28 protein-coding genes are annotated in these 21,743 nt (G+C 68.4%); 5 read left to right on the top strand and 23 right to left on the bottom strand.

All coding sequences use genetic code 11. The annotated features are described in order from the left end of the window. Window positions 1-31 precede the first annotated feature (31 nt). The 19 genes from H8N03_RS08140 to glpK all read right to left on the bottom strand — a co-directional run bounded on the left by H8N03_RS08140 (window position 32) and on the right by glpK (window position 11,715). Window positions 32-1,021 (bottom strand): DNA-directed RNA polymerase subunit alpha, encoded by a 990-nt coding sequence (locus tag H8N03_RS08140; RefSeq protein WP_187075652.1) that lies wholly within the window; start codon window positions 1,019-1,021, stop codon window positions 32-34. Between the two features lie 83 nt (window positions 1,022-1,104). Next, window positions 1,105-1,728: a 30S ribosomal protein S4 gene (rpsD, locus tag H8N03_RS08135; protein WP_187075651.1), complete on the bottom strand. Its 624-nt coding sequence runs from the start codon at window positions 1,726-1,728 to the stop codon at window positions 1,105-1,107. Between the two features lie 87 nt (window positions 1,729-1,815). After that, complete coding sequence (gene rpsK, locus H8N03_RS08130; RefSeq protein ID WP_187075650.1) at window positions 1,816-2,220, bottom strand: 30S ribosomal protein S11; 405 nt, start codon at window positions 2,218-2,220, stop codon at window positions 1,816-1,818. A 19-nt stretch (window positions 2,221-2,239) separates the two neighbouring features. After that, window positions 2,240-2,605: a 30S ribosomal protein S13 gene (rpsM, locus tag H8N03_RS08125; RefSeq protein WP_187075649.1), complete on the bottom strand. Its 366-nt coding sequence runs from the start codon at window positions 2,603-2,605 to the stop codon at window positions 2,240-2,242. A 22-nt stretch (window positions 2,606-2,627) separates the two neighbouring features. After that, window positions 2,628-2,741 carry a 50S ribosomal protein L36 gene (rpmJ, locus tag H8N03_RS08120; protein ID WP_011481465.1) on the bottom strand — a complete coding sequence of 38 codons (114 nt, stop codon included), beginning with the start codon at window positions 2,739-2,741 and terminating at the stop codon, window positions 2,628-2,630. Between the two features lie 24 nt (window positions 2,742-2,765). Beyond that, complete coding sequence (gene infA, locus H8N03_RS08115; protein WP_077563621.1) at window positions 2,766-2,984, bottom strand: translation initiation factor IF-1; 219 nt, start codon at window positions 2,982-2,984, stop codon at window positions 2,766-2,768. 2 nt (window positions 2,985-2,986) lie between these two features. Next, entirely contained in the window at window positions 2,987-4,303 is a 1,317-nt protein-coding gene (gene secY / locus H8N03_RS08110; protein WP_187075648.1) for a preprotein translocase subunit SecY, read from the bottom strand. Window positions 4,304-4,319: 16 nt separating this feature from the next. Then, the gene (gene rplO, locus H8N03_RS08105) at window positions 4,320-4,751 is read right to left on the bottom strand and encodes a 50S ribosomal protein L15 (protein WP_187075647.1); all 432 of its coding nucleotides are present in this window, start codon (window positions 4,749-4,751) and stop codon (window positions 4,320-4,322) included. Beyond that, the gene (gene rpmD, locus H8N03_RS08100; RefSeq protein ID WP_187075646.1) at window positions 4,751-4,939 is read right to left on the bottom strand and encodes a 50S ribosomal protein L30; all 189 of its coding nucleotides are present in this window, start codon (window positions 4,937-4,939) and stop codon (window positions 4,751-4,753) included. Before rpmD ends, rplO begins: the two co-directional genes overlap by 1 nt. 11 nt (window positions 4,940-4,950) lie before the next feature. Beyond that, window positions 4,951-5,472, bottom strand: a complete 522-nt coding sequence (rpsE, locus tag H8N03_RS08095; RefSeq protein WP_187075645.1) for a 30S ribosomal protein S5 — start codon at window positions 5,470-5,472, stop codon at window positions 4,951-4,953. Window positions 5,473-5,489: 17 nt separating this feature from the next. Continuing rightward, window positions 5,490-5,858, bottom strand: a complete 369-nt coding sequence (gene rplR, locus H8N03_RS08090; RefSeq protein WP_187075644.1) for a 50S ribosomal protein L18 — start codon at window positions 5,856-5,858, stop codon at window positions 5,490-5,492. 11 nt (window positions 5,859-5,869) lie between these two features. Next, window positions 5,870-6,403 (bottom strand): 50S ribosomal protein L6, encoded by a 534-nt coding sequence (gene rplF / locus H8N03_RS08085; RefSeq protein ID WP_187075643.1) that lies wholly within the window; start codon window positions 6,401-6,403, stop codon window positions 5,870-5,872. Window positions 6,404-6,418: 15 nt separating this feature from the next. Further along, on the bottom strand, window positions 6,419-6,814 hold the full coding sequence (gene rpsH, locus H8N03_RS08080; protein ID WP_187075642.1) for a 30S ribosomal protein S8: 396 nt from the start codon (window positions 6,812-6,814) through the stop codon (window positions 6,419-6,421). Window positions 6,815-6,835: 21 nt separating this feature from the next. Continuing rightward, window positions 6,836-7,141 carry a 30S ribosomal protein S14 gene (gene rpsN / locus H8N03_RS08075; protein WP_187075641.1) on the bottom strand — a complete coding sequence of 102 codons (306 nt, stop codon included), beginning with the start codon at window positions 7,139-7,141 and terminating at the stop codon, window positions 6,836-6,838. A gap of 9 nt (window positions 7,142-7,150) precedes the next feature. Further along, entirely contained in the window at window positions 7,151-7,693 is a 543-nt protein-coding gene (gene rplE, locus H8N03_RS08070; RefSeq protein ID WP_187075640.1) for a 50S ribosomal protein L5, read from the bottom strand. A 2-nt stretch (window positions 7,694-7,695) separates the two neighbouring features. Continuing rightward, a complete protein-coding gene (gene rplX / locus H8N03_RS08065; RefSeq protein WP_187075639.1) occupies window positions 7,696-8,013 on the bottom strand; it encodes a 50S ribosomal protein L24 in 318 nt (105 codons plus the stop codon). Between the two features lie 9 nt (window positions 8,014-8,022). Next, window positions 8,023-8,391, bottom strand: a complete 369-nt coding sequence (gene rplN / locus H8N03_RS08060; protein ID WP_187075638.1) for a 50S ribosomal protein L14 — start codon at window positions 8,389-8,391, stop codon at window positions 8,023-8,025. A 229-nt stretch (window positions 8,392-8,620) separates the two neighbouring features. Continuing rightward, window positions 8,621-10,246: a glycerol-3-phosphate dehydrogenase/oxidase gene (locus tag H8N03_RS08055; RefSeq protein WP_187075637.1), complete on the bottom strand. Its 1,626-nt coding sequence runs from the start codon at window positions 10,244-10,246 to the stop codon at window positions 8,621-8,623. Then, window positions 10,219-11,715 (bottom strand): glycerol kinase GlpK, encoded by a 1,497-nt coding sequence (glpK, locus tag H8N03_RS08050; protein WP_187075636.1) that lies wholly within the window; start codon window positions 11,713-11,715, stop codon window positions 10,219-10,221. Before glpK ends, H8N03_RS08055 begins: the two co-directional genes overlap by 28 nt. Before the next feature lie 53 nt (window positions 11,716-11,768). Between glpK and H8N03_RS08045 the strand changes: the two genes are divergently transcribed. Genes H8N03_RS08045 through H8N03_RS08035 form a run of 3 tightly spaced genes read left to right on the top strand, consistent with a single transcriptional unit; the run spans window position 11,769 to window position 14,574 of the window. Beyond that, window positions 11,769-12,926: an esterase-like activity of phytase family protein gene (locus H8N03_RS08045; RefSeq protein ID WP_187075635.1), complete on the top strand. Its 1,158-nt coding sequence runs from the start codon at window positions 11,769-11,771 to the stop codon at window positions 12,924-12,926. Next, complete coding sequence (proC, locus tag H8N03_RS08040; protein WP_187075634.1) at window positions 12,923-13,744, top strand: pyrroline-5-carboxylate reductase; 822 nt, start codon at window positions 12,923-12,925, stop codon at window positions 13,742-13,744. Before H8N03_RS08045 ends, proC begins: the two co-directional genes overlap by 4 nt. 14 nt (window positions 13,745-13,758) lie before the next feature. After that, window positions 13,759-14,574 (top strand): FkbM family methyltransferase, encoded by an 816-nt coding sequence (locus H8N03_RS08035; protein WP_187075633.1) that lies wholly within the window; start codon window positions 13,759-13,761, stop codon window positions 14,572-14,574. Here H8N03_RS08035 and ubiA read toward each other — a convergent pair. Genes ubiA through recG form a run of 4 tightly spaced genes read right to left on the bottom strand, consistent with a single transcriptional unit; the run spans window position 14,559 to window position 19,427 of the window. Next, the gene (gene ubiA, locus H8N03_RS08030) at window positions 14,559-15,416 is read right to left on the bottom strand and encodes a 4-hydroxybenzoate octaprenyltransferase (protein ID WP_187075632.1); all 858 of its coding nucleotides are present in this window, start codon (window positions 15,414-15,416) and stop codon (window positions 14,559-14,561) included. The two genes, H8N03_RS08035 and ubiA, sit on opposite strands and share 16 nt — an antisense overlap. Window positions 15,417-15,418: 2 nt before the next feature. Then, on the bottom strand, window positions 15,419-16,363 hold the full coding sequence (locus H8N03_RS08025; RefSeq protein ID WP_187075631.1) for a Dyp-type peroxidase: 945 nt from the start codon (window positions 16,361-16,363) through the stop codon (window positions 15,419-15,421). Continuing rightward, entirely contained in the window at window positions 16,360-17,313 is a 954-nt protein-coding gene (locus tag H8N03_RS08020) for a LysR substrate-binding domain-containing protein (protein ID WP_187075630.1), read from the bottom strand. The genes H8N03_RS08025 and H8N03_RS08020 overlap by 4 nt, the downstream gene beginning before the upstream one ends. Window positions 17,314-17,360: 47 nt before the next feature. Further along, window positions 17,361-19,427, bottom strand: coding sequence for an ATP-dependent DNA helicase RecG (gene recG, locus H8N03_RS08015; protein WP_435531658.1), 2,067 nt, complete (start codon window positions 19,425-19,427; stop codon window positions 17,361-17,363). A 48-nt stretch (window positions 19,428-19,475) separates the two neighbouring features. On the opposite strand from recG, the gene queA reads away from it, so the two are divergent. Together queA and tgt are read left to right on the top strand one after the other, a co-directional pair. Beyond that, window positions 19,476-20,516 carry a tRNA preQ1(34) S-adenosylmethionine ribosyltransferase-isomerase QueA gene (gene queA / locus H8N03_RS08010; RefSeq protein WP_187075628.1) on the top strand — a complete coding sequence of 347 codons (1,041 nt, stop codon included), beginning with the start codon at window positions 19,476-19,478 and terminating at the stop codon, window positions 20,514-20,516. A gap of 23 nt (window positions 20,517-20,539) precedes the next feature. Then, window positions 20,540-21,700: a tRNA guanosine(34) transglycosylase Tgt gene (gene tgt / locus H8N03_RS08005; protein WP_187075627.1), complete on the top strand. Its 1,161-nt coding sequence runs from the start codon at window positions 20,540-20,542 to the stop codon at window positions 21,698-21,700. Window positions 21,701-21,743: the final 43 nt, after the last annotated feature.

Raw genomic sequence — 21,743 nt, 5'->3', positions numbered from 1 at the left:
TGTCAGGTACTGCGGGGTCACCATCGATTGATTAACGCTTGTCCAGGCCGGCGGGCGGCCAGGATTCCAACTTCATGCCCAGCGTGAGACCGCGGGAAGCCAGGACTTCCTTGATCTCGTTGAGCGACTTGCGACCCAGGTTGGGGGTCTTCAGCAGCTCGTTCTCGGTGCGCTGGATCAGGTCACCGATGTAGTAGATGTTCTCGGCCTTCAGGCAGTTCGCGGAGCGAACCGTGAGCTCGAGCTCGTCGACCGGGCGCAGCAGGATCGGGTCGAACTGCTGCGAGCTGCGCTGCACCGGCGCGTCGAACGCGGCGAGTTCCGAGCCTTCCAGCTGGGCGAAGACGGCGAGCTGTTCGACGAGGATCTTCGCGGAGGCGCGCACGGCGTCCTCGGCGGTGATCGCGCCGTTGGTCTCGATCTCCATCACCAGCTTGTCCAGGTCGGTGCGCTGCTCCACGCGGGCGCTCTCGACGGTGTAGCTCACGCGCTTGACCGGGGAGAACGATGCATCCAGCACGATGCGGCCGATGGACTTGGTGGGCTCGTCGCCGTAGCGGCGCACGTTGCCCGGCACGTAGCCGCGGCCCTTCTCCACCTTGATCTGCATGTCGATCTTGCCGCCTTGCGACAGCGTGGCGATCACGTGGTCGGGATTGATGATCTCGACGTCATGCGGGGTCTGGATGTCGGCGGCCGTGACGACGCCTTCGCCGTCCTTGCGCAGGGAGAGCGTCACCTCGTCGCGGTTGTGGAGCTTGAACACCACGCCCTTGAGGTTCAGCAGGATGCCCACCACGTCTTCCTGCACCCCGTCGATCGACGAGTACTCGTGCAGGACGCCGGCGATGGTCACCTCGGTCGCCGCATACCCGACCATCGACGAGAGCAGGACCCGGCGCAGCGCGTTGCCGAGCGTGTGGCCGTAGCCGCGCTCGAAAGGCTCCAGGGTCACCTTGGCGCGGTTCGTGCCAAGCTGTTCCACGTTGATGGACTTGGGTTTCAGCAGGTTGGTTTGCATGCAGGACTTCCTCTCAATACCCCCGGCTCGTTACACCGGTAAGGCTGGGGCCCTGGCGCCGTGCCCGGCGCCAGGGAACTCGATTAACGCGAATACAGTTCGACGATCAGCGATTCGTTGATGTCGGCGCCGAATTCGTCGCGGTCCGGGACCTTCTTGAAGGTGCCTTCCGCCTTGTCGACGTTCACTTCGATCCAGGCCGGGATGCCCACTTGCGTGGCCAGCTGCAGGGCCTCGACGACGCGGTTCTGCTTCTTGGACTTCTCGCGCACCGCGACCACGTCGCCGGCCTTGACCTGGTACGACGGGATGTTGATGGCCTGGCCGTTGACCGTGATCGCCTTGTGGGAGACCAGCTGGCGGGCTTCCGCGCGCGTGGAGCCGAAGCCCATGCGGTAGACGACGTTGTCCAGGCGGGACTCCAGCAGGAACAGCAGGTTCGCGCCGGAATTGCCCTTGCGGCGGGACGCTTCCTCGAAGTAGCGGCGGAACTGCTTCTCCAGCACGCCGTACATGCGCTTGACCTTCTGCTTCTCGCGCAGCTGCAGGCCGAAGTCGGACGTGCGCTGGCCGGAAGTGCGGCCGTGCTGGCCGGGCTTGGAGTCGAACTTGGCCTTGTCGCTGATGGCGCGGCGGGCGCTCTTCAGGAACAGGTCGGTGCCTTCACGGCGGGAGAGTTTGGCCTTGGGGCCGAGATAACGTGCCACTTTTGCTTTCCTTAAATGACTACTGCGCCCTACTGGCGCAGGAGCCGGCGGTGCGGTGCACCACCGGCGGTGGGCTTACTTGCCGACTTAGATGCGACGGCGCTTCTGCGGGCGGCAGCCGTTGTGCGGGACCGGCGTCACGTCGGAGATCGACGTGATGCGGATGCCCAGCGCGGCCAGCGCACGGACGGAGGACTCGCGGCCCGGGCCGGGGCCACGGATCTCGACGTCCAGGTTCTTGATGCCCTGCTCCATGGCGGCGCGGCCGGCCACTTCGCTCGCGACCTGCGCGGCGAACGGCGTGGACTTGCGCGAGCCCTTGAAGCCCTGGCCACCGGAGGAGGCCCAGGACAGCGCGTTGCCCTGGCGGTCGGTGATCGTGATGATCGTGTTGTTGAAGGAAGCGTGCACGTGGGCGACGCCGTCGCTCACGTTCTTGCGGACCTTCTTGCGCACGCGCTGCGCGGCGTTGTTGGCAGGAGCCTTGGCCATGTCTTAACTCTCTTCCGGTTTATTTCTTGAGCGCCTGCGCAGCCTTGCGCGGACCCTTGCGGGTGCGGGCGTTGGTGCGGGTGCGCTGGCCGCGCATGGGCAGGCCGCGGCGATGGCGGAAACCGCGGTAGCAGCCGATGTCCATCAGTCGCTTGATGTTCATCGTGGTCTCGCGGCGCAGGTCGCCTTCGATCGTGAACTGGGCGATCTGGTCGCGGATCTTTTCCAGGTCGGCGTCGGAGAGGTCCTTCACCTTCTTGGAGTAGGGGATGCCCGTCGCTTCGCAGATCTTGCGGGCGCGCGTGCGGCCGATGCCGAAGATCGCGGTCAGGCCGATCTCGGCGTGCTGGTGCGGCGGAATGTTGATACCGGCGATACGTGCCATGTCTTTTCCTCTAAATCCGAAATCAGCCCTGGCGCTGCTTGTGGCGCGGGTCCGTGCAGATCACGCGCACGACACCCTTGCGGCGGATGATCTTGCAGTTGCGGCAGATCTTCTTGACGGAAGCCGAAACTCTCATTGCTTTTCTCCTAATTCCTCTCCGCTACTTCGCGCGGAACACGATCCGTGCCCGCGACAAGTCGTAGGGCGTCAATTCCACGGTGACCTTGTCACCCGGCAGGATGCGGATGTAGTGCATCCGCATCTTTCCCGAAATATGTCCGAGCACGATGTGCCCGTTTTCCAACTTCACCCGGAAGGTTGCATTCGGGAGGTTTTCGACCACCTCCCCCTGCATCTGGATGACATCGTCTTTCGACACGATCAGCCACCGAGCGAGGTCTTGAAGTTCGCCTTCTTGAGCAGACTCTCGTACTGCTGGCTCATCAGGTAGTTCTGCACCTGCGCCATGAAGTCCATCGTGACCACCACGATGATCAGCAGCGAGGTCCCGCCGAAGTAGAACGGCACGTTGTACTTCAGGATCAGGAACTCGGGCAGCAGGCACACGAAGGTGATGTAGATCGCGCCGGCCAGCGTCAGGCGAGCCAGGATCTTGTCGATGTACTTCGCCGTCTGCTCGCCCGGGCGGATGCCCGGGACGAACGCGCCGCTCTTCTTCAGGTTGTCCGCGGTCTCCCGGCTGTTGAACACCAGGGCCGTGTAGAAGAAGCAGAAGAACACGATCGCTGCAGCGTAAAGCATGACATAGATCGGCTGTCCGGGGCTGAGCGTGGCCGCAATGTCCTTCAGCCAGCGCATGGAATCGCCGGTGGAGAACCAGCTCACCACGGTCGCGGGCAGCAGGATGATCGAGCTGGCGAAGATCGGGGGGATCACGCCGGCCATGTTCAGCTTCAGCGGCAGGTGCGAGCTCTGGCCGCCGTAGACCTTGTTCCCGACCTGGCGGCGCGCGTAGTTGACCAGGATCTTGCGCTGGCCACGCTCCACGAACACCACGAAGTAGGTCACCAGGACCACGGTCGCGACGATGAAGATCGCCACCAGCGGGCCCATCGAGCCCGTGCGCACCAGTTCCAGCAGCCCGCCGATCGCGTTGGGCAGGCCCGCGGCGATGCCGGCGAAGATCAGGATCGAGATCCCGTTGCCGAGACCGCGTTCGGTGATCTGCTCGCCCAGCCACATCAGGAACATGGTGCCGGCCGTCAGGCTCACCACCGCGGTCATGCGGAAGCCGAAGCCCGGGTTCAGCACCAGGCCGGCGGAGCCTTCCAGCGCCATGGCGATGCCGAGCGACTGGAACAGCGCCAGGCCCAGCGTGCCGTAGCGGGTGTACTGGGTGATCTTGCGCCGGCCGGCCTCGCCCTCCTTCTTCAGCTGCTCGAACGTCGGGAGGACGTAGGTGAGCAGCTGCATGATGATGGAGGCCGAGATGTACGGCATGATCCCCAACGCGAACACCGTGAAGCGCGACAGCGCCCCGCCCGAGAACATGTTGAACAGGCTCAGGATGCCGCCCTGCTGGCCCTTGAACAGCTGCGCGAGCTGGTCCGGGTTGATGCCGGGCACGGGGATGTGCGCGCCGATGCGGTAGACCACCAGGGCGAGCAGCAGGAACACCAGCCGGCGACGCAGGTCGCCGAACTTGCCGGTCTTCGCGATCTGGGCTGCGGTTGCCAAGTGCTTGCGCCTCGTCTTAGTTCAGGGAACCGCCGGCCGCCTCGATGGCAGCCTTGGCACCCGCGGTCGCACCGATGCCGGTCAGCTTGACCGAGCGCTTCAGTTCGCCGGACTTGATGACCTTCACGCTCTTCACGATCTGGGGCACCAGCTTGGCGGCCTTCAGCGACAGCAGGTCGACTTCGGCCGCGCCCAGCTTCTCCAGCTGCGCCAGCGTGATCTCGCCGTTGAACTGCAGGTTGTGCGACTTGAAGCCGCGCTTGGGCAGGCGGCGCTGCAGCGGCATCTGGCCGCCTTCGAAGCCGACCTTGTGGTAGCCGCCCGCGCGGGACTTCTGGCCCTTGTGGCCGCGGCCTGCGGTCTTGCCCAGGCCGGAGCCGATGCCGCGGCCGACGCGGCGACGCGCCTTCTTGCTGCCCTCTGCGGGCTTGATGGTGTTCAGTTCCATTACAGCACCTTCACCAGGTAGTCGATCTTGTTGATCATGCCGCGCACGGCCGGCGTGTCCTCGAGCTCGCTGACGGAGTTCAGCTTGCGCAGGCCCAGGCCGCGCACCGTCGCGCGGTGCGATTCCTTGGTACCGATCGGGGAGCGCACGAGCTGCACCTTCACGGTCTTCTTCTGTTCGTTAGCCATCTGCTAGCTCCTTAGGCGGCGAAGATGTCTTCGACCGACTTGCCGCGCTTGGCAGCCACTTCCGACGCCGTGGTGGAGTTCTTCAGCGCATCCAGCGTCGCGCGGACCATGTTGTACGGGTTGGACGTGCCGTGGCTCTTGGCCACGACGTCGGTGATGCCCATCACTTCGAACACGGCGCGCATCGGGCCGCCGGCGATGATGCCGGTACCCTTGGGCGCCGGCGCCATCATGACGCGGGCGGCACCGTGGTGGCCGTGCACCTGGTGGTGCAGCGTGCCGTTCTTCAGCGACACCTTCATCATGTTGCGGCGGGCTTCTTCCATCGCCTTCTGCACGGCCAGGGGCACTTCCTTGGACTTGCCCTTGCCCATGCCGACGCGGCCGTCGCCGTCGCCGACCACGGTCAGTGCGGCGAAGCCGAGGATACGGCCGCCCTTCACCACCTTGGTCACGCGGTTCACCGCGATCATCTTCTCGCGCAGGCCGTCTTCCGGACCGTCACCCTGGCGGTTAGCTTGAATCTTTGCCATTTGCTTATCCGTGTCCGTTAGAACTGCAGGCCCGCTTCGCGGGCGGCATCGGCCAGCGCCTTGACGCGGCCGTGGTAGGCGAAGCCGGCGCGATCGAACGCGACCTTCTCGACGCCGGCGGCCTTCGCCTTCTCGGCGATGCGCTTGCCCACGGAGGCCGCAGCGGCAACCGTCGCGCCCTTGCCGGAGGCGCCGAGCTCCTTGCGGACGTCGGCTTCGGCGGTGGAGGCGGAGGCCAGCACCTTCGAGCCGTCGTCGGAGATCAGCTGCGCGTAGATGTGCAGGTTGGTGCGGTTCACCGTCAGGCGGGCCACACCTTGCGTCGCAATGCGGATGCGGGTCTGGCGCGCGCGGCGCAGACGCTGTTCCTTCTTGGTCAAAGTCATGGTGTGGTTCCTTACTTCTTCTTGGTCTCTTTGATCACGACCTTCTCGTCCGCGTAGCGGATGCCCTTGCCCTTGTAGGGCTCGGGCGGGCGGACCGCGCGGATTTCCGCGGCGATCTGGCCCACGCGCTGGCGGTCCGCGCCCTTGACGATGATTTCCGTCGGGGCGGGGGTGGCGACCGTGATGCCCTCGGGCATCTCGATGTTCACGGGGTGCGAGAAACCGATGGCCAGGTTCAGTTTGTTGCCCTGGGCGGCGGCGCGGAAGCCCACGCCGACCAGCGTCAGCTTCTTCTCGAAGCCGGCGGTCACGCCCTGCACCATGTTGTTCACCAGCTGGCGCATCGTGCCGCTCATGGCGTTCGCTTCACGCGACTCGTCCACGGGGGTGAACGTCAGCTTGCCGTTCTCGTTGCTCACCTTGACCAGGCGGTTCTGGGACAGCGACAGGTTGCCGCCCTTGCCCTTGACGCTGATCTGGTCTTCCTTGATGGCCACGTCGACGCCCTGGGGGACGGCGACCGGCGACTTTCCGACTCGGGACATGTTCCTATCCTTCCCTTAGGCGACGTAGCACAGCACTTCGCCGCCCACGCCGTTGGCGCGCGCCTTGCGGTCGGTCATCACGCCCTTCGGCGTGGTGACGATCGCCACGCCCAGGCCGTTCATGACCTGGGGGATGTCGTTGCGGCCCTTGTAGACGCGCAGGCCGGGACGGCTCACGCGCTCGATGCGTTCGATCACCGGACGGCCGGCGTAGTACTTGAGGGCAATCTCGAGCTCGCTCTTGTTGCCTTCGGTCTTCACCTGGAAACCGTCGATGTAACCCTCGTCCTTCAGCACCTGGGCGATGGCCACCTTCACCTTGGAAGAGGGCACCGACACCGTCGCCTTGGAGACCATCTGCGCGTTGCGGATGCGCGTCAGCAGGTCGGAGATGGGATCACTCATGCTCATATCTGTCTCTCCTCGCCCGGCTTACCAGCTGGCCTTGGTGATGCCGGGGATGTCGCCAGAGAAGGCCATCTCGCGGATCTTGTGGCGCACGATGCCGAACTGGCGGAAGGTGCCGCGGGCACGGCCGGTCAGTTCGCAGCGGTTGCGCTGGCGGGTCGGGTTGGCATTGCGGGGAAGCTTCTGCAGCGCCAGGCGGGCGGCCATGCGCTCGTCGTCGCTCTTCTTCGCGTCGTTCGCGATGGACTTCAGCTCTTCGTACTTCTTCGCGTACTGGGCAACCAGCTTGTCGCGCTTCAGCTCGCGCTGGATCAGGGCAGTCTTGGCCACGTGGATACCTCAGTTCTTGAAGGGGAAGCGGAAGCCCGCGAGCAGCGCCTTGGCTTCCTCGTCGGTCTTGGCCGTCGTGGTGATCGAGATGTTCAGGCCGCGCAGGGCGTCGACCTTGTCGTACTCGATTTCCGGGAAGATGATCTGTTCCTTGACGCCGATGTTGTAGTTGCCGCGGCCATCGAAGGCACGGCCGCTGACACCACGGAAGTCACGCACGCGCGGCAGGGCCACGGTGATGAAGCGGTCCAGGAATTCGTACATGCGGGCGCCGCGCAGCGTGACCATCGTGCCGATGGCCTGGCCTTCGCGGATCTTGAAGCCGGCGATGGCCTTCTTGGCCTTGGTCACCACGGGCTTCTGGCCGGCGATCTTGGTCAGGTCGCCCACGGCGTTTTCCATGACCTTCTTGTCGGCGACCGCCTCGCTCACGCCCATGTTCAGCGTGATCTTGGTGATGCGGGGCACCTGCATCGGCGACTTGTAGCCGAACTTGGCGGTCAGCTCGGGAGCGACCTTGGTCTTGTAGTGTTCTTGGAGACGAGCGCTCATGGTCAGGCCACCTTGATTTCTTCGCCGGACGACTTGAAGACGCGGGTGCGCTTGTCGCCATCGACCTTGATGCCCACGCGATCGGCCTTGCCGGTCGCGCCGTTGTAGATCGCCACGTTGGACTGGTGGATCGGCATGGCCTTCTCCACGATCCCGCCGGTGGTGCCCTTCATGGGGTTCGGCTTCGTGTGCTTCTTGACGAGGTTGATGCCCTCGACGACGACGTACTGGTCGTCCTTGCGCAGCGACACCTTGCCGCGCTTGCCCTTGTCCTTGCCGGCCAGGACGATGACTTCGTCACCCTTGCGGATCTTGTTCATGGCGCTTCCTTAGAGGACTTCGGGAGCCAGGGACACGATCTTCATGAACTTCTCGGTACGCAGTTCGCGCGTGACCGGGCCGAAGATGCGGGTGCCGATGGGCTCCAGCTTGTTGTTGAGCAGCACGGCGGCATTGCCGTCGAACTTGATGAGGGAGCCGTCGCCGCGGCGGATGCCCTTGGCGGTGCGGACGACCACTGCGCTGTAGACCTCGCCCTTCTTGACGCGGCCGCGCGGAGCAGCTTCCTTGATGCTCACCTTGATGATGTCGCCCACGCTCGCGTAGCGACGCTTGGAGCCGCCCAGCACCTTGATGCAAAGAACGGACTTCGCGCCGGTGTTGTCGGCGACTTCGAGCCGAGATTCAGTCTGGATCATTTCATTTATTCCCAACTTGACCCGAACGCACCCTGCAGGACGATCCGGCAGGACATCGGGGCAGTCTTGGGCCCGCCGTCCCCGTTGGGCCCGCAGGCCCGCAAGTTCCGAATGGGCGACGCCGGCTCCCAGGGAGACGGCACGATGCATACACACTCGCCCAAAAAGGCGAGCCCGCGATTATGGCAGATCGGGGACGGTTGTCAAACGGGTCCTACAGACGCCCCACTCACGCGGGCATCCGCAGGTAACTCGCCGCCAGCTCGCGGAAGGCGGCCGCCTGGGGGTCGACGCCGGTTTCCGCGCGCAACAACTCGCCGACTTCGGCCGCCAGCGAGGCGGCCAGGGCGGCGTCCGTGAACAGCAGCCGCAGGCGCCGCGCCAGCACGTCTTCCACCGTCCGCGCATATTCATGGCGGGCGGCGAAGCGCACCATCGCCACGGTCAGGCCGCCCCCGAGGTGGCGGTCGCCGCCCGGGATGGAGGCGACCTGGGCCGCTTCGGTTCCATACAGATGCAGGCCGGGGGCCGCGGCGATGGACGTTGCCACCTGGCCGGAAGCCGGGGCGCCCACCAGCGGCAAGTCAGCAGTCACTCCCGCGGAACGCCGCGGGAGCAGGCGCGTCTCGAAGCATTTCTCCAGGACGTCTTCCGCCATCGCGCGGTACGTCGTCCACTTCCCGCCCGTGACCGTGACCAGGCCGCTGCGCCCCACCAGCACGGTGTGCTCGCGGCTCAGCGATTTGGTCGGCTCCCCTTCGTCCCCGACGGGCTTCACGAGCGGCCGCAGGCCCACCCACAGGCTGCGGATGTCTTCCGGGCGCGGCGCCCGCACGAGGTAGCGCCCGGCCTCGGACAGGATGAACGCCAGTTCCTCGCGAAACGGCCGCGGCTCGCGCGGCAGGTCGCCCCGGGGCGTGTCCGTCGTTCCCAGGATGAGCTTGCCCATCCACGGCACGCCGAACAGCACGCGGCCGTCGGCGGTCTTCGGAACCATCAGCGCATGCTGGCCAGGCAGGAATTCGCGGTCCACCACGGCGTGCACCCCCTGGCTCGGCGCCACCATGGGCCGCACCTCGCGCCCGGTCGCTTCCGCATCCTGGCGCCGCAACTCGTCGACCCAGACGCCCGTCGCATTCACGATGCAGGTCGCCCGCACGTCGAACTCGCGCCCGCTCTCGGCATCCTTGCAGACGAGCCCCGTGACCTTGCCGTCCCGGTGCACCAGGCGCGTGACGGGGCAGTAGTTGACCAGCAGCGCCCCGCGCAGCGCCGCGGTCCGGGCGAGCGCCAGCGCCAGCCGGGCGTCGTCGAACTGGCCGTCCCAGTACTTGACGCCGCCCTTGAGGCCGTCGGGCCTTGCGGTCGGCAGGCACGCGAGCGTCTCGCGGCGGCTCAGGAATTCGGTGGCGCCCAGCCCCGCCGCGCCGGCCAGCGCGTCGTACATCTTGAGCCCGATCCCGTAGAACGGCGTCTCCCAGTGCCGGTACGAGGGCATCACGAACGGCAGGGGCTGCGCCAGGTGGGGCGCATTCTTCAGGAGGGTGGTGCGTTCGCGCAGCGCCTCGCGCACCAGGGCGATGTCGCCCTGCGCCAGGTAGCGCACGCCGCCGTGCACCAGCTTCGTGGCGCGCGAGGACGTGCCCTTGGCGAAGTCGTGCGATTCCAGCAGCACAACGCGCAACCCGCGCGCCGCGGCATCCAGGGCCACGCCGAGCCCGGTGGCGCCACCGCCCACCACGGCCAGGTCCCAGGTGCCGCCTTGCGCGAGGCGCGCCAACAGCTCTTCGCGCCGCGTCGGGGCGGCGCCGGTCGGGGATGCGTCGGTCAAGGGCGGGCCCAGCCCTTCGCGCATTCGACCGCTTCGCGCCAGCGCGCGAGCTTGGCCTGCCGCTCGCCTTCGCCCAGGCGCGGCTCGAAACGCCGGTCCGCCTGCCACTGGAGCGCGATCTCGTCGGCGTCGCGCCAGAAGCCTGTCGCCAATCCCGCGAGATAGGCCGCTCCCAGGGCCGTCGTCTCCGTCACTTGGGGGCGCACCACCGGCACGCCCAGGAAATCCGCCTGCATCTGCATGAGCAGATTGTTGCGCGAAGCGCCCCCGTCCACGCGCAGTTCGCGCAACGCAATCTGCGAATCGCGCGCCATCGCGGCGAAAACGTCGGCACTTTGCAGCGCTATGGCCTCCAGCGCCGCCCGCGCGATGTGCGCGCGACCGGTGCCGCGCGTCATGCCCACGAGCGTTCCGCGGGCCCGTGCGTCCCAGTCGGGCGTGCCGAGGCCCACGAAGGCGGGAACGAGGTAGACGTCGTCCGTGTCGTCCACCTGCGCCGCCAGCGACTCCACCTCCGCGGCCGACTGGATGATCTGCAGCCCGTCGCGCAGCCATTGCACTGTCGCGCCCGCGACGAACACGCTGCCTTCCAGGCAATACGCCAGGTTGGTCTGCCCCTGCGGGCCGCGCCAGCCCACGGTGGTGAGCAGGCGGTTGCGGCTCGGCACGCGCTGCGCGCCGGTGTTCATCAGCATGAAGCAGCCGGTGCCGTACGTGTTCTTGGCCATGCCCGGAGACCAGCACGCCTGGCCGAAGGTGGCGGCCTGCTGGTCGCCCGCGATGCCGGTGATGGGCAGCGCCGCGCCGAGCAGCGAAGGCTCCGTCTCCGCGATCTCGCCGCTCGACGCCTCCACGCGCGGCAGCACGGCGGCCGGAATGCGCAGCAGCTTGAGCATGTCCGCGTCCCAGGCGCCCGTGCGCAGGTTGAAGAGCATCGTGCGCGAGGCATTGCTCGCATCCGTCGCATGCACGCGGCCGCCGGTGAGGTTCCACACCAGCCAGCTGTCGACCGTGCCGAACGCCAGCTCGCCCGCTTCGGCGCGCGCGCGGGCGCCGGGCACGTGGTCCAGGAGCCATTCGAGCTTGGTCCCGGAGAAGTAGGCATCGATCACCAGGCCTGTCCGCTGCTGCACGACGCGGGCAAGTCCGCGCGCGCGCAGCTCGTCGCAGCGGCCGGCGGTGCGCCGGTCCTGCCAGACGATGGCGTTCGCCACGGGCTGGCCGGTGGCGCGGTCCCACAGCACCGCCGTCTCGCGCTGGTTCGTGATGCCCACGCAGGCGATGCGCGCCGCCCCGCCCACCTGCGCGATGACGTCGAGCGCCACCGCGTGCTGCGTGGCCCAGATCTCGCGCGGATCGTGCTCCACCCACCCCGGCTGCGGGAAGATCTGCCGGAACTCGCGCTGCGCGATCGCCGCCACGCGGCCTTCGCGGTCGAAGGCGATGGCCCGCGAACTGGTCGTGCCCTGGTCGAGAGCCAAAACGTAGTCCATGGGGGCGCAGCGTAACCCAACCGTGGGGTGCGAGGGACTAGACTGCCGCTCCCATGGTGTTTCCGCATGCTTCTCCCGGTCGCCGCGTGTTCCTGCGCGGCGCTGCTTCCGCCCTGGCGCTCGCGGCCGTCGGCTGCGCGACGCGCGCGCCATCGACGCCTTCCGCGGCTGGCGCTTCGCAGCTGCGGCTGCTCGGCGAAACCACGTTGCCGCACGGCCTCGCGTTCGAGGGCACGACCGTCGGCGGGCTCTCCGCCATCGACCACGATCCCGCCACCGGAACGTGGGTCGCGCTCAGCGACGACCGCTCCGAGTTGCAGCCGGCGCGCTTCTACACCCTGCGCGTGGACGTGCGAGACGGCGGCCTCGCCGTCGAAGTGGCCGACGTGGTCACGCTGCGACAGGCGGACGGCAAGCCCTTCCCGCGCCGCGACACGCGCGGCGAAGTCGTCGACCCGGAAGGCATGCGCCTGCTGCCCGGTGCACGCGGCGTGCTCTGGACCAGCGAGGGCGACTTCCGCGCGGACCAGCCGCCGACCGTGCGCGAGTCGCGCCTGGACGGCACCTACGTCCGCAATTTCGCCGTGCCGCCGATGTTCCGCTTCGCGCAACGTCCCGGCAGCGGGTCGCGCAACAACCTGACCTTCGAGGGCGTTGCGCTGACGCCGGACGCACGCACCGCGTGGGTGTCGATGGAGAACGCCCTGCAGCAGGACGGCCCCGAGCCGGGCGTCGGCCGCCCGGGCGGCCCGTGCCGCTTCACGGCCTACGACGTGGCGAGCGGGCGCGCCGTGCGCCAGGTGGCATACCTGCCCGACGCGGTGCCGCGCGCGCCCACGATCCCGGGCGCGCCCGTGGACAACGGCGTGGCCGAGATCCTGATGGTGGACGCGCAGCGGATGCTGGTGCTCGAGCGCGCCTTCGTGTTCGGCTTCGGCACGTCGCTGCGCCTCTACGAGATCGACACTTCCGCGGCCAGCGACACCCTGGCGCAGGAGCGCCTGCGCGAAGGCGACTACCGCCCCGCCGCCAAGCGCCTGGTCGCGGACTTCGCCACCCTGGGCCTGTCCCGCCTGGACAACACCGAGGGCATGTGCTGGGGACCGCGCCTGCGCAACGGACACCGCAGCCTGGTGGTCGTGAGCGACGACAATTTCAGCTCGCGGCAGGTCACCCAGTTCGCCGCCTTCGATTACCTGGAGCCGACATGAACGACACCGACGCACGCATCGCCTTCATCGGCGGCGGCAACATGGCCAGCGCCATCATCGGCGGCCTCGTCCGCCAGGGCCTGCCGCCCGCGCAGGTGGCGGTGGTGGAGCCTTTCGCCGAAGCGCGCACGCGGCTGAAGCAGCAGTTCGGCGTCGATGCGCAGGACCAGGCCGGCCCCGCGCTGGCGGACGCGGACCTCGTCGTGTGGGCCGTCAAGCCGCAGACCTTCAAGGAGGCGGCGGCGCAGGCCCGGCCGCACGTGCAGCAGGCGCTGCACCTCAGCGTCGCCGCGGGCATCCGCTCCGACAGCATCGCGCGCTGGCTGGGCACCGAGCGCATCGTGCGCTCCATGCCCAACACGCCGGCGCTCGTCGGAAAGGGCATGACCGCCTTGTACGCGCGCTCCGCCGCCACCGAGGCGGACCGCCAGCGCGTCGAGCAGGTGATCGCCACCACGGGCGAATCGCTCTGGGTCGAGCAGGAGAAGCACCTGGACGCGGTGACGGCGCTTTCCGGCTCCGGCCCCGCCTACGTGTTCTATTTCCTGGAAGCCATGACGCAGGCGGGTGCCGAGATGGGGCTCGCGCCCGAACAGGCGCGCCGCCTCGCCATCGCGACGTTCGCCGGCGCGTCGGAGCTGGCGCGTGCGTCGCCGGACCCGCTGCACGTGCTGCGCGAGCGCGTGACCTCCAAGGGCGGCACCACGTACGCAGCCCTCACGTCGCTGGAAAGCGACAGCGTGAAGGCGGCCTTCATCCGCGCGCTGCACGCCGCGGCGCGCCGGGCCGACGAACTCGGGGACGAGTTCGGGCGCTGATCTACGATGGCGGGATGGCCTTCCCACCCCGCCCCATCGCCTACGTGCTCGCCGCGACCAACCACGGCAGCATGATCGTCAACCGCAACGACCATTCGGGCGGCGGCGGAAAGTCGTTCGGCGTCGGCTTCGAATTGCTCGACCAGAGCGCCTTCGATCCGGACGAAGTGGCCGGCGTGCTGGAAATCCTCGACGTGCGCAGGCGGCACTTCGGCGACGGCCTGGTCGCGCTCGACGGGGGCGCCAACATCGGCGTCCACACCATCGAGTGGGCACGGCACATGTTCGGCTGGGGCCGCGTCCTGTCGTTCGAGGCGCAGGAGTACGTGTTCTACGCCCTCGCCGGCAACATCGCCCTCAACAACTGCTGGAACGCCTCGGCCCGCTGGTGCGCGCTGGGCGGAGGCGAAGGCTCCATCGACATCCCCGAGCCGGACTACCTGCGCCCGGGCAGCTTCGGCAGCCTGGAACTGCGCCGCCTCGGCAAGACGGAGTACATCGGCCAGCAGGTCTCGTACGACCACGAGGACCTGGTGCGCACGCCCATGGTCAGCGTGGACTCGCTCGCGCTGGAGCGGCTCGACCTGCTGAAGCTCGACGTCGAAGGGATGGAGATCGAGGTCCTCCGCGGGGCCCGCGCCACCCTCGAGCGGTGCAAGCCGGTGGTCCTGGCCGAATTCATCAAGTCGGACAAGGCGGGGCTGCTGGCCATCCTGCGGGACGCCGGCTACGGGAAGTTCCTGCAGGCCGGCATGAACGTGCTGGCCTTCCACGCCAGCGACCCCTGCGCCAACGAGTTCCGCGGCCCGCCGCTTCAGGCGAGCGCGTAGCCCGCCACCGTCCCCGCGAACACGGCGAAGCCGAACCAGTGGTTCAGGCGGAAGGCACGGAAGCATCCTTCACGGCTGCGGCCGCGGATCAGCGTGTAGTGCCAGGCCGCCTGCGCGCCGGCGGCGGCCAGCGTGAGCAGGACGACGGCGGCGGGGATGCGGCCCACCATCACCACCGCCCAGACGAACAGGGTGGCCACGTAGCAGGCCATGATGACGGCGACGTCGGCGCGGCCCAGCGTGATGGCGGACGTCTTGATGCCGATGCGCAGGTCGTCGTCGCGGTCCACCATCGCGTACTCGGTGTCGTAGGCGAGCACCCAGAACAGGTTGCCGAGGAGCAGCACCCAGGCGAGCAGCGGCACCTCGCCGCGCACGGCCGCGAACGCCATCGGGATGCCGAAGCTGAAGGCCACGCCCAGCACGGCCTGCGGCATGGACACGTAGCGCTTGGCGTACGGGTAGGCGATGGAGATCGCCAGCGCGGCGAAGGACCAGGCGATGGTGGCAGCGTTGGTCGTGAGCACCAGTGCGAACGCCGCCAGCGCGAGCACCGCGCCGAGCACGAGCGCCTCGCGCACCGACACCGCTCCGGTCGTCACCGGCCGCTGCGCGGTGCGCTTCACGTGCCGGTCGAACTCGCGGTCGGCCACGTCGTTGACGCAGCAGCCGGCGCTGCGCATCAGGATCGTGCCCAGCGTGAACACCACGACGAGATGCCAGCCGGGGAAGCCGCCGGCCGCGATCCACAGCGCCGCGAGCGACGGCCACAGCAGCAGCAGCCAGCCCGCCGGGCGGTCCCAGCGAATGAGGTCGAGGTAGAGCCGCAGCTTGCCGTCCACCGTCAGGACACGCCCAGCCCGAGGCGGCGCAGGTCCAGCCGGCCTTCGCGCATGGGCGGGCACCAGAAGTAGGCACCGGTCACGGGGCTGGAGATCTTGAACATCGCATCGACGATGCCGTCGTCATGGCCCGCCATGCGCCGCATCTGCTGCTCGAAGGCCTGGTGCGACTTGCCGAAGGCCACGAACATCAGCCCCGCCTTCATGCTCGCCATCCAGGGCATCGAGCGGCGCAGCACGAAAGCCTCGGGATCGAAGCTTTCCTGCGCCGTGCGCTTGACGTGCGCGGTCTCGGGCGCGTCCTCGATCTCCTCGTTGTCCGACAGGCGCCGGCCGATGTGGTGGTCGCGCGCCTCGTCCCCCAGCGCCTCGAACGCGTCGAGGTCGTGCACCCACTGCTGCACGGCGACGTAGCTGGAGCCGTCGATGCCTTCGCCGAGCCCGTGCGCGAAGGCGGCCTCTTCCGCCGCTTCGCCCACCGGGTTCTCGGTGCCGTCCTCGAAGCCGGTGAGGTCGTGGCCGTGCCCGCCTTCCTTCCAGGAATGGCGGAAGCCGTCCACCACGTGCCGCACGGTAAAGGCCGGCGCCAGCGCCTTCTGCACCTTGCGCGTGACGTGCAGCAGGTCGCCGAGGTCGGAGCCGCGCAGCCAGCACCACAGCGTACCCGGCGTCACCGGCACCTTGAGCTCGCCGCGCGAGAAGTCGGGGTACTCGTGCAGGTTGGGGATGTCGGCGCCCAGTGCCTTCACGAGCGAAGGGCCCAGGCCGATCACGACATCGCTGCCGTTCACCAGCGGCGTGACGCGCGTGAGCGCTTCCTTGATCGCGGCCTCGTCGACCGACTTGTCGGCGAGCTGGAACCAGACGTAGCGGGCAACGGGCGGGATGCCTTCGAAGATCCCGGGCTGGTAGGGTTTCTCGATCGGTGTGGTGCTTGCTTCTCTCATGAAAGTCTCTTCACGCCCGGCAGCTCGCAGGCGTAGATGGCATTGCGCAGGGCGGCGATCGCCTCGTAGCGCGTGAAGCTGCGCCGCCAGGCCAGCACCACGCGGCGGCTCGGCGGGTCGCCCTCGAAGGGGATGTAGCGGACGAAGGCCTGGTCGTCGCTGCGCCGCTTGGGCTTGGCGGCGAAGGCCTCCTTCGGGACGGACAGCCGCGGCACGAGCGTCACGCCCATGCCCGCGGCCACCATGTGCTTGATGGTCTCCAGCGAGGAGCCTTCGAAGCTCTTGCGGATGCCTTCGGCGTCGCTGGAGAAGCGCGCGAACTCCGGGCACACCTCCAGCACGTGGTCGCGAAAGCAGTGGCCGGTGCCGAGGAGCAGCATGGTCTCCTGCTTCAGTTCCTCGGCGGTGATCGTCTTGCGCTCGGCCAGCGGATGGTTGCTGGGCACCGCGGCCAGGAAGGGCTCGTCGTAGAGCGGCGCGATCGCCAGCCCGGTGTCGGGGAAAGGCTCGGCCATGATGGCGCAGTCGATCTCGCCGGTGCGCAGCATCTCCAGCAGTTTCACCGTGAAGTTCTCCTGCAGCATCAGCGGCATCTGCGGCGTGCGGGCGATCGCCTGGCGGACCAGGTCGGGCAGCAGGTAGGGGCCGATCGTGTAGATGACGCCCAGGCGCAGCGGGCCGGCCAGCGGGTCCTTGCCGCGCTTGGCGATCTCCTTGATCGCCGCGGCCTGCTCCAGCACGCTCTGTGCCTGCCGGACGATCTCCTCGCCGAGGGGCGTAACCGAAACCTCGTTGGCGCTCCGTTCGAACAGCTTGACTTCCAGCTCATCCTCGAGCTTCTTGATCGCGACCGACAGCGTCGGCTGCGACACGAAGCAGGCCTCCGCGGCGCGGCCGAAGTGCTTCTCGCGCGCGACGGCGACGATGTATTTGAGTTCGGTCAGCGTCATATTTGAGGGGACAGAGCTGAAGGCCTGTCCCCGGGTCACTGGTTCTTCTACGCCTTCAGGTATTCCGATTTTCCACCCAACCACCGGGTCACGTGTTGCGCCGCGAGGGTCGGATGCCGGTCCAGCATGAGCGGTGCGACCTCGCGCGCCCATTCCAGCAAGGCGGTGTCGGTCGTGAGGTCGGCAAAGCGCAGCAGGGGCGCACCGGACTGGCGCGCGCCCAGGAACTCGCCCGGCCCGCGGATCTCCAGGTCGCGGCGGGCGATCTCGAAGCCGTCGCTCGTCTCTGCCATCGCCTTCAGGCGGGCCTTCGCCGTGTCGCCCACGCGGCCGCTGTCGCCGGCGGAGTAGAGCAGCACGCAGGCCGAAGCGGCCGCCCCGCGGCCCACGCGGCCGCGCAGCTGGTGCAGCTGCGAGAGGCCGAAGCGCTCCGCGTGCTCGATGACCATCAGCGACGCATTGGGCACGTCCACGCCGACCTCGATCACGGTGGTGGAGACCAGCACGCCCATCTGCCCGCCGGTGAAGAGCGACATCACGGCCTTCTTCTCCGGCACCGGCATGCGCGAATGCAGCAGGCCGACCAGCACGCCGGGCAGGGCGGCGCTCAGTTCCGCGTGCGTCTCGGTGGCGTTCGTGAGGTCCAGCGTCTCGCTTTCCTCGATCAGCGGACAGACCCAGTACACCTGCCGGCCCTCCGCGAGCTGGCCGCGGATGCGCTCGACCACCTCGTCGCGCCGGCTGTCGGAGATCAGCTTGGTGACCACGGGCGTGCGGCCGGGCGGGAGTTCGTCGATGGTGGAGACGTCGAGGTCCGCGTAGTAGCTCATCGCGAGCGTGCGGGGGATGGGCGTCGCCGACATCATCAAGAGATGCGGTTCGCCACCGCTTTCCTTCATCTTGCCGCGCAAGGCGAGCCGCTGCGCCACGCCGAACCGGTGCTGTTCGTCGATGACGGCCAGCGCGAGCGCCTTGAACTGCACCTGCTCCTGGATCACGGCATGCGTGCCCACCACCAGCGCCGCCTCGCCGCTCGCCACCAGTTGCAGCATCTCGCCGCGCTCCTTCTTCCGCTGGCTGCCGGTGAGCCACGCGACGCGCTGGCCGCGCGGGGCGAGCAAGGGCTCCAGCCAGCCGATCAGCTTGCGGAAGTGCTGCTCCGCGAGGATTTCCGTCGGCGCCATCAATGCGCATTGCCAGCCCGCGTCGATCGCGATCGCCGCCGCCAGCGCCGCGACGATGGTCTTGCCCGACCCGACGTCGCCCTGCAGCAGGCGGTGCATGGGCCGGCCGCGCGCCATGTTCCGCGCGATCTCCTCGCTCACGCGCCGCTGCGCGCCCGTGAGCTGGAACGGCAGCGCCGCGAGCAGCTGCTCGTGCAGCCCTCCGGGTTTCGGATGCAGCGCGGGGGCCTGCAGCGCGTCGTGCTCGCGCCGGCTCTCCACCTGCGACAGCTGCTGCGCGACGAGCTCCTCCGCCTTCAGGCGCAGCCAGGCCGGGTGCGTGCGGTCCTCCAGCGCGGCGAGCGGCGTCTCCGGGGTGGGATGGTGCAGGAACTGCAAGGCCTGGCGCAGGCTCCACCGCGTGGCGTTGCCGGGGACCGGCGGCGCGTCGGCGGGGATCGTTTCCGTGAGGTCCGCTCGGGCGAGGCCGCTGGCCACCGCCTTGCGCAGCCAGGGCTGCGGCAGCCCCGCGACGGTGGAATACACCGGCGTGAGCGCATCCGGCAGCTCGCCGCCGGCCGCCTTGTACGTCGGGTGCACCATCTGCAGGCCGAGGAAGCCGCCCTTGAGCTCGCCCCGGATGCGCAGGCGCGCGCCGGGCGCGAGCGCCTTCTGCTGCGACGGGTAGAAGCTGAAGAAGCGCAGCGTGCAGGTGTCGCTGCCGTCGTCCACCGTCACCACCAGCTGGCGGCGCGGCCGGTACTGCACCTGGCTCTCGGTGACCGTGGCCTCGATCTGCACGGTGTCGCCTTCGCGCGCGTCGCGCAGCTGCACGATGCGGGTCTCGTCCTCGTAGCGCAGGGGGATGTGCAGGGCGAGGTCGATGTCGCGGGCGAGACCGAGCTTCAGCAGGGCTTTCTGGGGTTCCGACAATGCCTTGGTCTCGGCCATGGGACAATTCTGCCCTTCCTTGGAACGGGTCCGTCCGGCCCTCATGCGATGCGCCATTTCTCCCTGGGCGATTTCGACTTCGCCCTCCCCCCCGAACTGATCGCCCAGCACCCCGCCGCCGAACGTAGCGGCTCGCGGCTGCTGGATGGCACCGGGCCCGCGCCCGTCGACCGGGTCTTCCGCGAACTCCCCGGCCTGCTCGCCCCCGGCGACCTCCTGGTCTTCAACGACACGCAGGTGGTCAAGGCGCGCCTGTTCGGCGAGAAGCCCACGGGCGGCAAGCTCGAACTGCTGGTGGAGCGCGTGCTCGCCGGCCGCGAGGTCGTCGCCCACATGAAGGTGAGCAAGAAGCCGCCGGTGGGCACGGAGCTGCGCATGGACGGCGGCTTCACCGCCGTCCTCCTCGGTCGCTACCCCGACGAGGACTGCCCCCTGTTCCGCTTCGCCTTCAGCGACGATCCCTACGCCCTGATGGAGCGCCACGGCCACGTGCCGCTGCCGCCGTACATCACGCACGCCGACACCGCCGAGGACGCGAGCCGCTACCAGACGGTGTTCGCGAAGAACCCCGGCGCGGTCGCCGCGCCCACCGCGGCCCTGCACTTCGACGAAGGCGTGCTCGCGGCGCTGCAGGCGCGCGGCGTGGAACGCGCCAGCGTCACGCTGCACGTCGGCGCCGGCACCTTCCAGCCCGTGAAGACCGAAGACATCGCCCAGCACCGCATGCACAGCGAGTGGTACGAGGTGCCGCAGGCGACGCAGGAGGCGATCGCCCGGGTGCGTGCACGCGGCGGCCGCCTGGTGGCGGTCGGCACGACCACCGTGCGCACGCTGGAATCGTGGGCGCGCAGCGGCCAGGCCAGCGGCGACACCGACATCTTCATCACGCCGGGCTACCGCTTCCGCGAGGTGGACCTGCTGCTCACCAACTTCCACCTGCCCAAGTCCACGCTGATGATGCTCGTGAGCGCCTTCGCCGGCTACGAGCACGTGATGGACCTGTACCGCCACGCCATCGAGGCGCGCTACCGCTTCTTCAGCTACGGCGATGCCATGCTGCTCTCCCGCACCGACGCTGGGGTGCGCTGACGCGCAACCCAGCCTGCCAATCCATGCTCCAATTCGAACTGCTTCGTACCGAAGGCCACGCCCGCCGCGGCCGCCTCACCCTGAACCACGGCGTCGTGCAGACGCCGATCTTCATGCCGGTGGGCACGTACGGCACGGTCAAGGGCGTGATGCCGCGCTCGCTGGAGGAGATGGGCGCGCAGATCATCCTGGGCAACACCTTCCACCTGTGGATGCGCCCCGGCCTCGACGTGCTGAAGCAGTTCGGCGGGCTGCACCGCTTCGAGCAGTGGCACAAGCCGATCCTCACCGACTCCGGGGGTTTCCAGGTGTGGAGTCTGGGCGAGATGCGCAAGATCGCGGAGGAAGGCGTGAAGTTCGCGTCGCCGGTCAACGGCGACCGCCTCTTCCTCACGCCCGAGGTCTCGATGCAGATCCAGACGGTCCTGAACTCGGACATCGTCATGCAGTTCGACGAGTGCACGCCGTACGAGACCAAGGGGCACCTCACCACCGAAGCGGAAGCGCGCTTCTCCATGGAGCTTTCGCGCCGCTGGGCGGTACGCTGCCAGGCGGAGTTCGCGCGGCTGGAGAACCCCAATGCGCTCTTCGGCATCGTGCAGGGCGGGATGTTCGAGAACCTGCGCGAGGAGTCGCTGCAGGCGCTGGTGGAGATGGACTTCCCCGGCTACGCCGTGGGCGGCGTGAGCGTCGGCGAACCCAAGGAGGACATGCTGCGCATCATGGCGCACACGCCGCACCGCCTGCCGGCGAACAAGCCCCGCTACCTGATGGGCGTGGGCACGCCGGAAGACCTGGTGGACGGCGTCGCGCAAGGCGTGGACATGTTCGACTGCGTGATGCCCACGCGCAATGCGCGCAACGGCCACCTCTTCACGCGCTTCGGCGACCTGAAGATCCGCAACGCGAAGCACCGCAGCGACGAGCGTCCGCTCGACGAGACCTGCACCTGCTACACGTGCAAGGGCACGACGAACCCGGACGGCAGCGTCACGGGCGGCTTCTCGCGCGCCTACCTGCACCACCTCGATCGCTGCGGCGAGATGCTCGGGCCGATGCTGGCGACCATCCACAACCTGCACTACTACCTCAACCTGATGCGGGAGGTGCGGGAGGCGCTGGACGCTGGCCGGTTCGCGGCGTTCGCGCAGCAGTTCCGGCAGGACCGGCAGCGCGGGGTTTGACGCCGTTCGGTGGGGTTCGCTTCGCTCACCTGCGGCGGCGGTC

The sequence above is a fragment of the Ramlibacter cellulosilyticus genome (assembly GCF_014297465.1).
Taxonomy (GTDB): Bacteria; Pseudomonadota; Gammaproteobacteria; order Burkholderiales; family Burkholderiaceae_C; genus Ramlibacter; species Ramlibacter cellulosilyticus.
This window is presented reverse-complemented; position numbering and strand designations above follow the sequence as displayed.

What these genes read in the sequence shown, in the direction of transcription:
- rplX (WP_187075639.1), bottom strand. Translation starts at nt 8,013, where the DNA reads ATGAACAAGATCCGCAAGGGTGACGAAGTCATCGTCCTGGCCGGCAAG.
- H8N03_RS08025 (WP_187075631.1), bottom strand. Translation starts at nt 16,363, where the DNA reads ATGAGAGAAGCAAGCACCACACCGATCGAGAAACCCTACCAGCCCGGG.
- queA (WP_187075628.1), top strand. Translation starts at nt 19,476, where the DNA reads ATGCGCCATTTCTCCCTGGGCGATTTCGACTTCGCCCTCCCCCCCGAA.
- glpK (WP_187075636.1), bottom strand. Translation starts at nt 11,715, where the DNA reads ATGGACTACGTTTTGGCTCTCGACCAGGGCACGACCAGTTCGCGGGCC.
- H8N03_RS08035 (WP_187075633.1), top strand. Translation starts at nt 13,759, where the DNA reads ATGGCCTTCCCACCCCGCCCCATCGCCTACGTGCTCGCCGCGACCAAC.
- rplR (WP_187075644.1), bottom strand. Translation starts at nt 5,858, where the DNA reads ATGACTTTGACCAAGAAGGAACAGCGTCTGCGCCGCGCGCGCCAGACC.
- H8N03_RS08020 (WP_187075630.1), bottom strand. Translation starts at nt 17,313, where the DNA reads ATGACGCTGACCGAACTCAAATACATCGTCGCCGTCGCGCGCGAGAAG.
- rpsM (WP_187075649.1), bottom strand. Translation starts at nt 2,605, where the DNA reads ATGGCACGTATCGCCGGTATCAACATTCCGCCGCACCAGCACGCCGAG.
- H8N03_RS08045 (WP_187075635.1), top strand. Translation starts at nt 11,769, where the DNA reads ATGGTGTTTCCGCATGCTTCTCCCGGTCGCCGCGTGTTCCTGCGCGGC.
- H8N03_RS08055 (WP_187075637.1), bottom strand. Translation starts at nt 10,246, where the DNA reads ATGCGCGAAGGGCTGGGCCCGCCCTTGACCGACGCATCCCCGACCGGC.
- rpsK (WP_187075650.1), bottom strand. Translation starts at nt 2,220, where the DNA reads ATGGCCAAGGCTCCTGCCAACAACGCCGCGCAGCGCGTGCGCAAGAAG.
- rpsE (WP_187075645.1), bottom strand. Translation starts at nt 5,472, where the DNA reads ATGGCAAAGATTCAAGCTAACCGCCAGGGTGACGGTCCGGAAGACGGC.
- rplN (WP_187075638.1), bottom strand. Translation starts at nt 8,391, where the DNA reads ATGATCCAGACTGAATCTCGGCTCGAAGTCGCCGACAACACCGGCGCG.
- rpsH (WP_187075642.1), bottom strand. Translation starts at nt 6,814, where the DNA reads ATGAGCATGAGTGATCCCATCTCCGACCTGCTGACGCGCATCCGCAAC.
- rpmD (WP_187075646.1), bottom strand. Translation starts at nt 4,939, where the DNA reads ATGGCTAACGAACAGAAGAAGACCGTGAAGGTGCAGCTCGTGCGCTCC.
- tgt (WP_187075627.1), top strand. Translation starts at nt 20,540, where the DNA reads ATGCTCCAATTCGAACTGCTTCGTACCGAAGGCCACGCCCGCCGCGGC.
- recG (WP_435531658.1), bottom strand. Translation starts at nt 19,427, where the DNA reads ATGGCCGAGACCAAGGCATTGTCGGAACCCCAGAAAGCCCTGCTGAAG.
- rpmJ (WP_011481465.1), bottom strand. Translation starts at nt 2,741, where the DNA reads ATGAGAGTTTCGGCTTCCGTCAAGAAGATCTGCCGCAACTGCAAGATC.
- rplO (WP_187075647.1), bottom strand. Translation starts at nt 4,751, where the DNA reads ATGGAACTGAACACCATCAAGCCCGCAGAGGGCAGCAAGAAGGCGCGT.
- rplE (WP_187075640.1), bottom strand. Translation starts at nt 7,693, where the DNA reads ATGAGCGCTCGTCTCCAAGAACACTACAAGACCAAGGTCGCTCCCGAG.
- H8N03_RS08140 (WP_187075652.1), bottom strand. Translation starts at nt 1,021, where the DNA reads ATGCAAACCAACCTGCTGAAACCCAAGTCCATCAACGTGGAACAGCTT.
- rplF (WP_187075643.1), bottom strand. Translation starts at nt 6,403, where the DNA reads ATGTCCCGAGTCGGAAAGTCGCCGGTCGCCGTCCCCCAGGGCGTCGAC.
- proC (WP_187075634.1), top strand. Translation starts at nt 12,923, where the DNA reads ATGAACGACACCGACGCACGCATCGCCTTCATCGGCGGCGGCAACATG.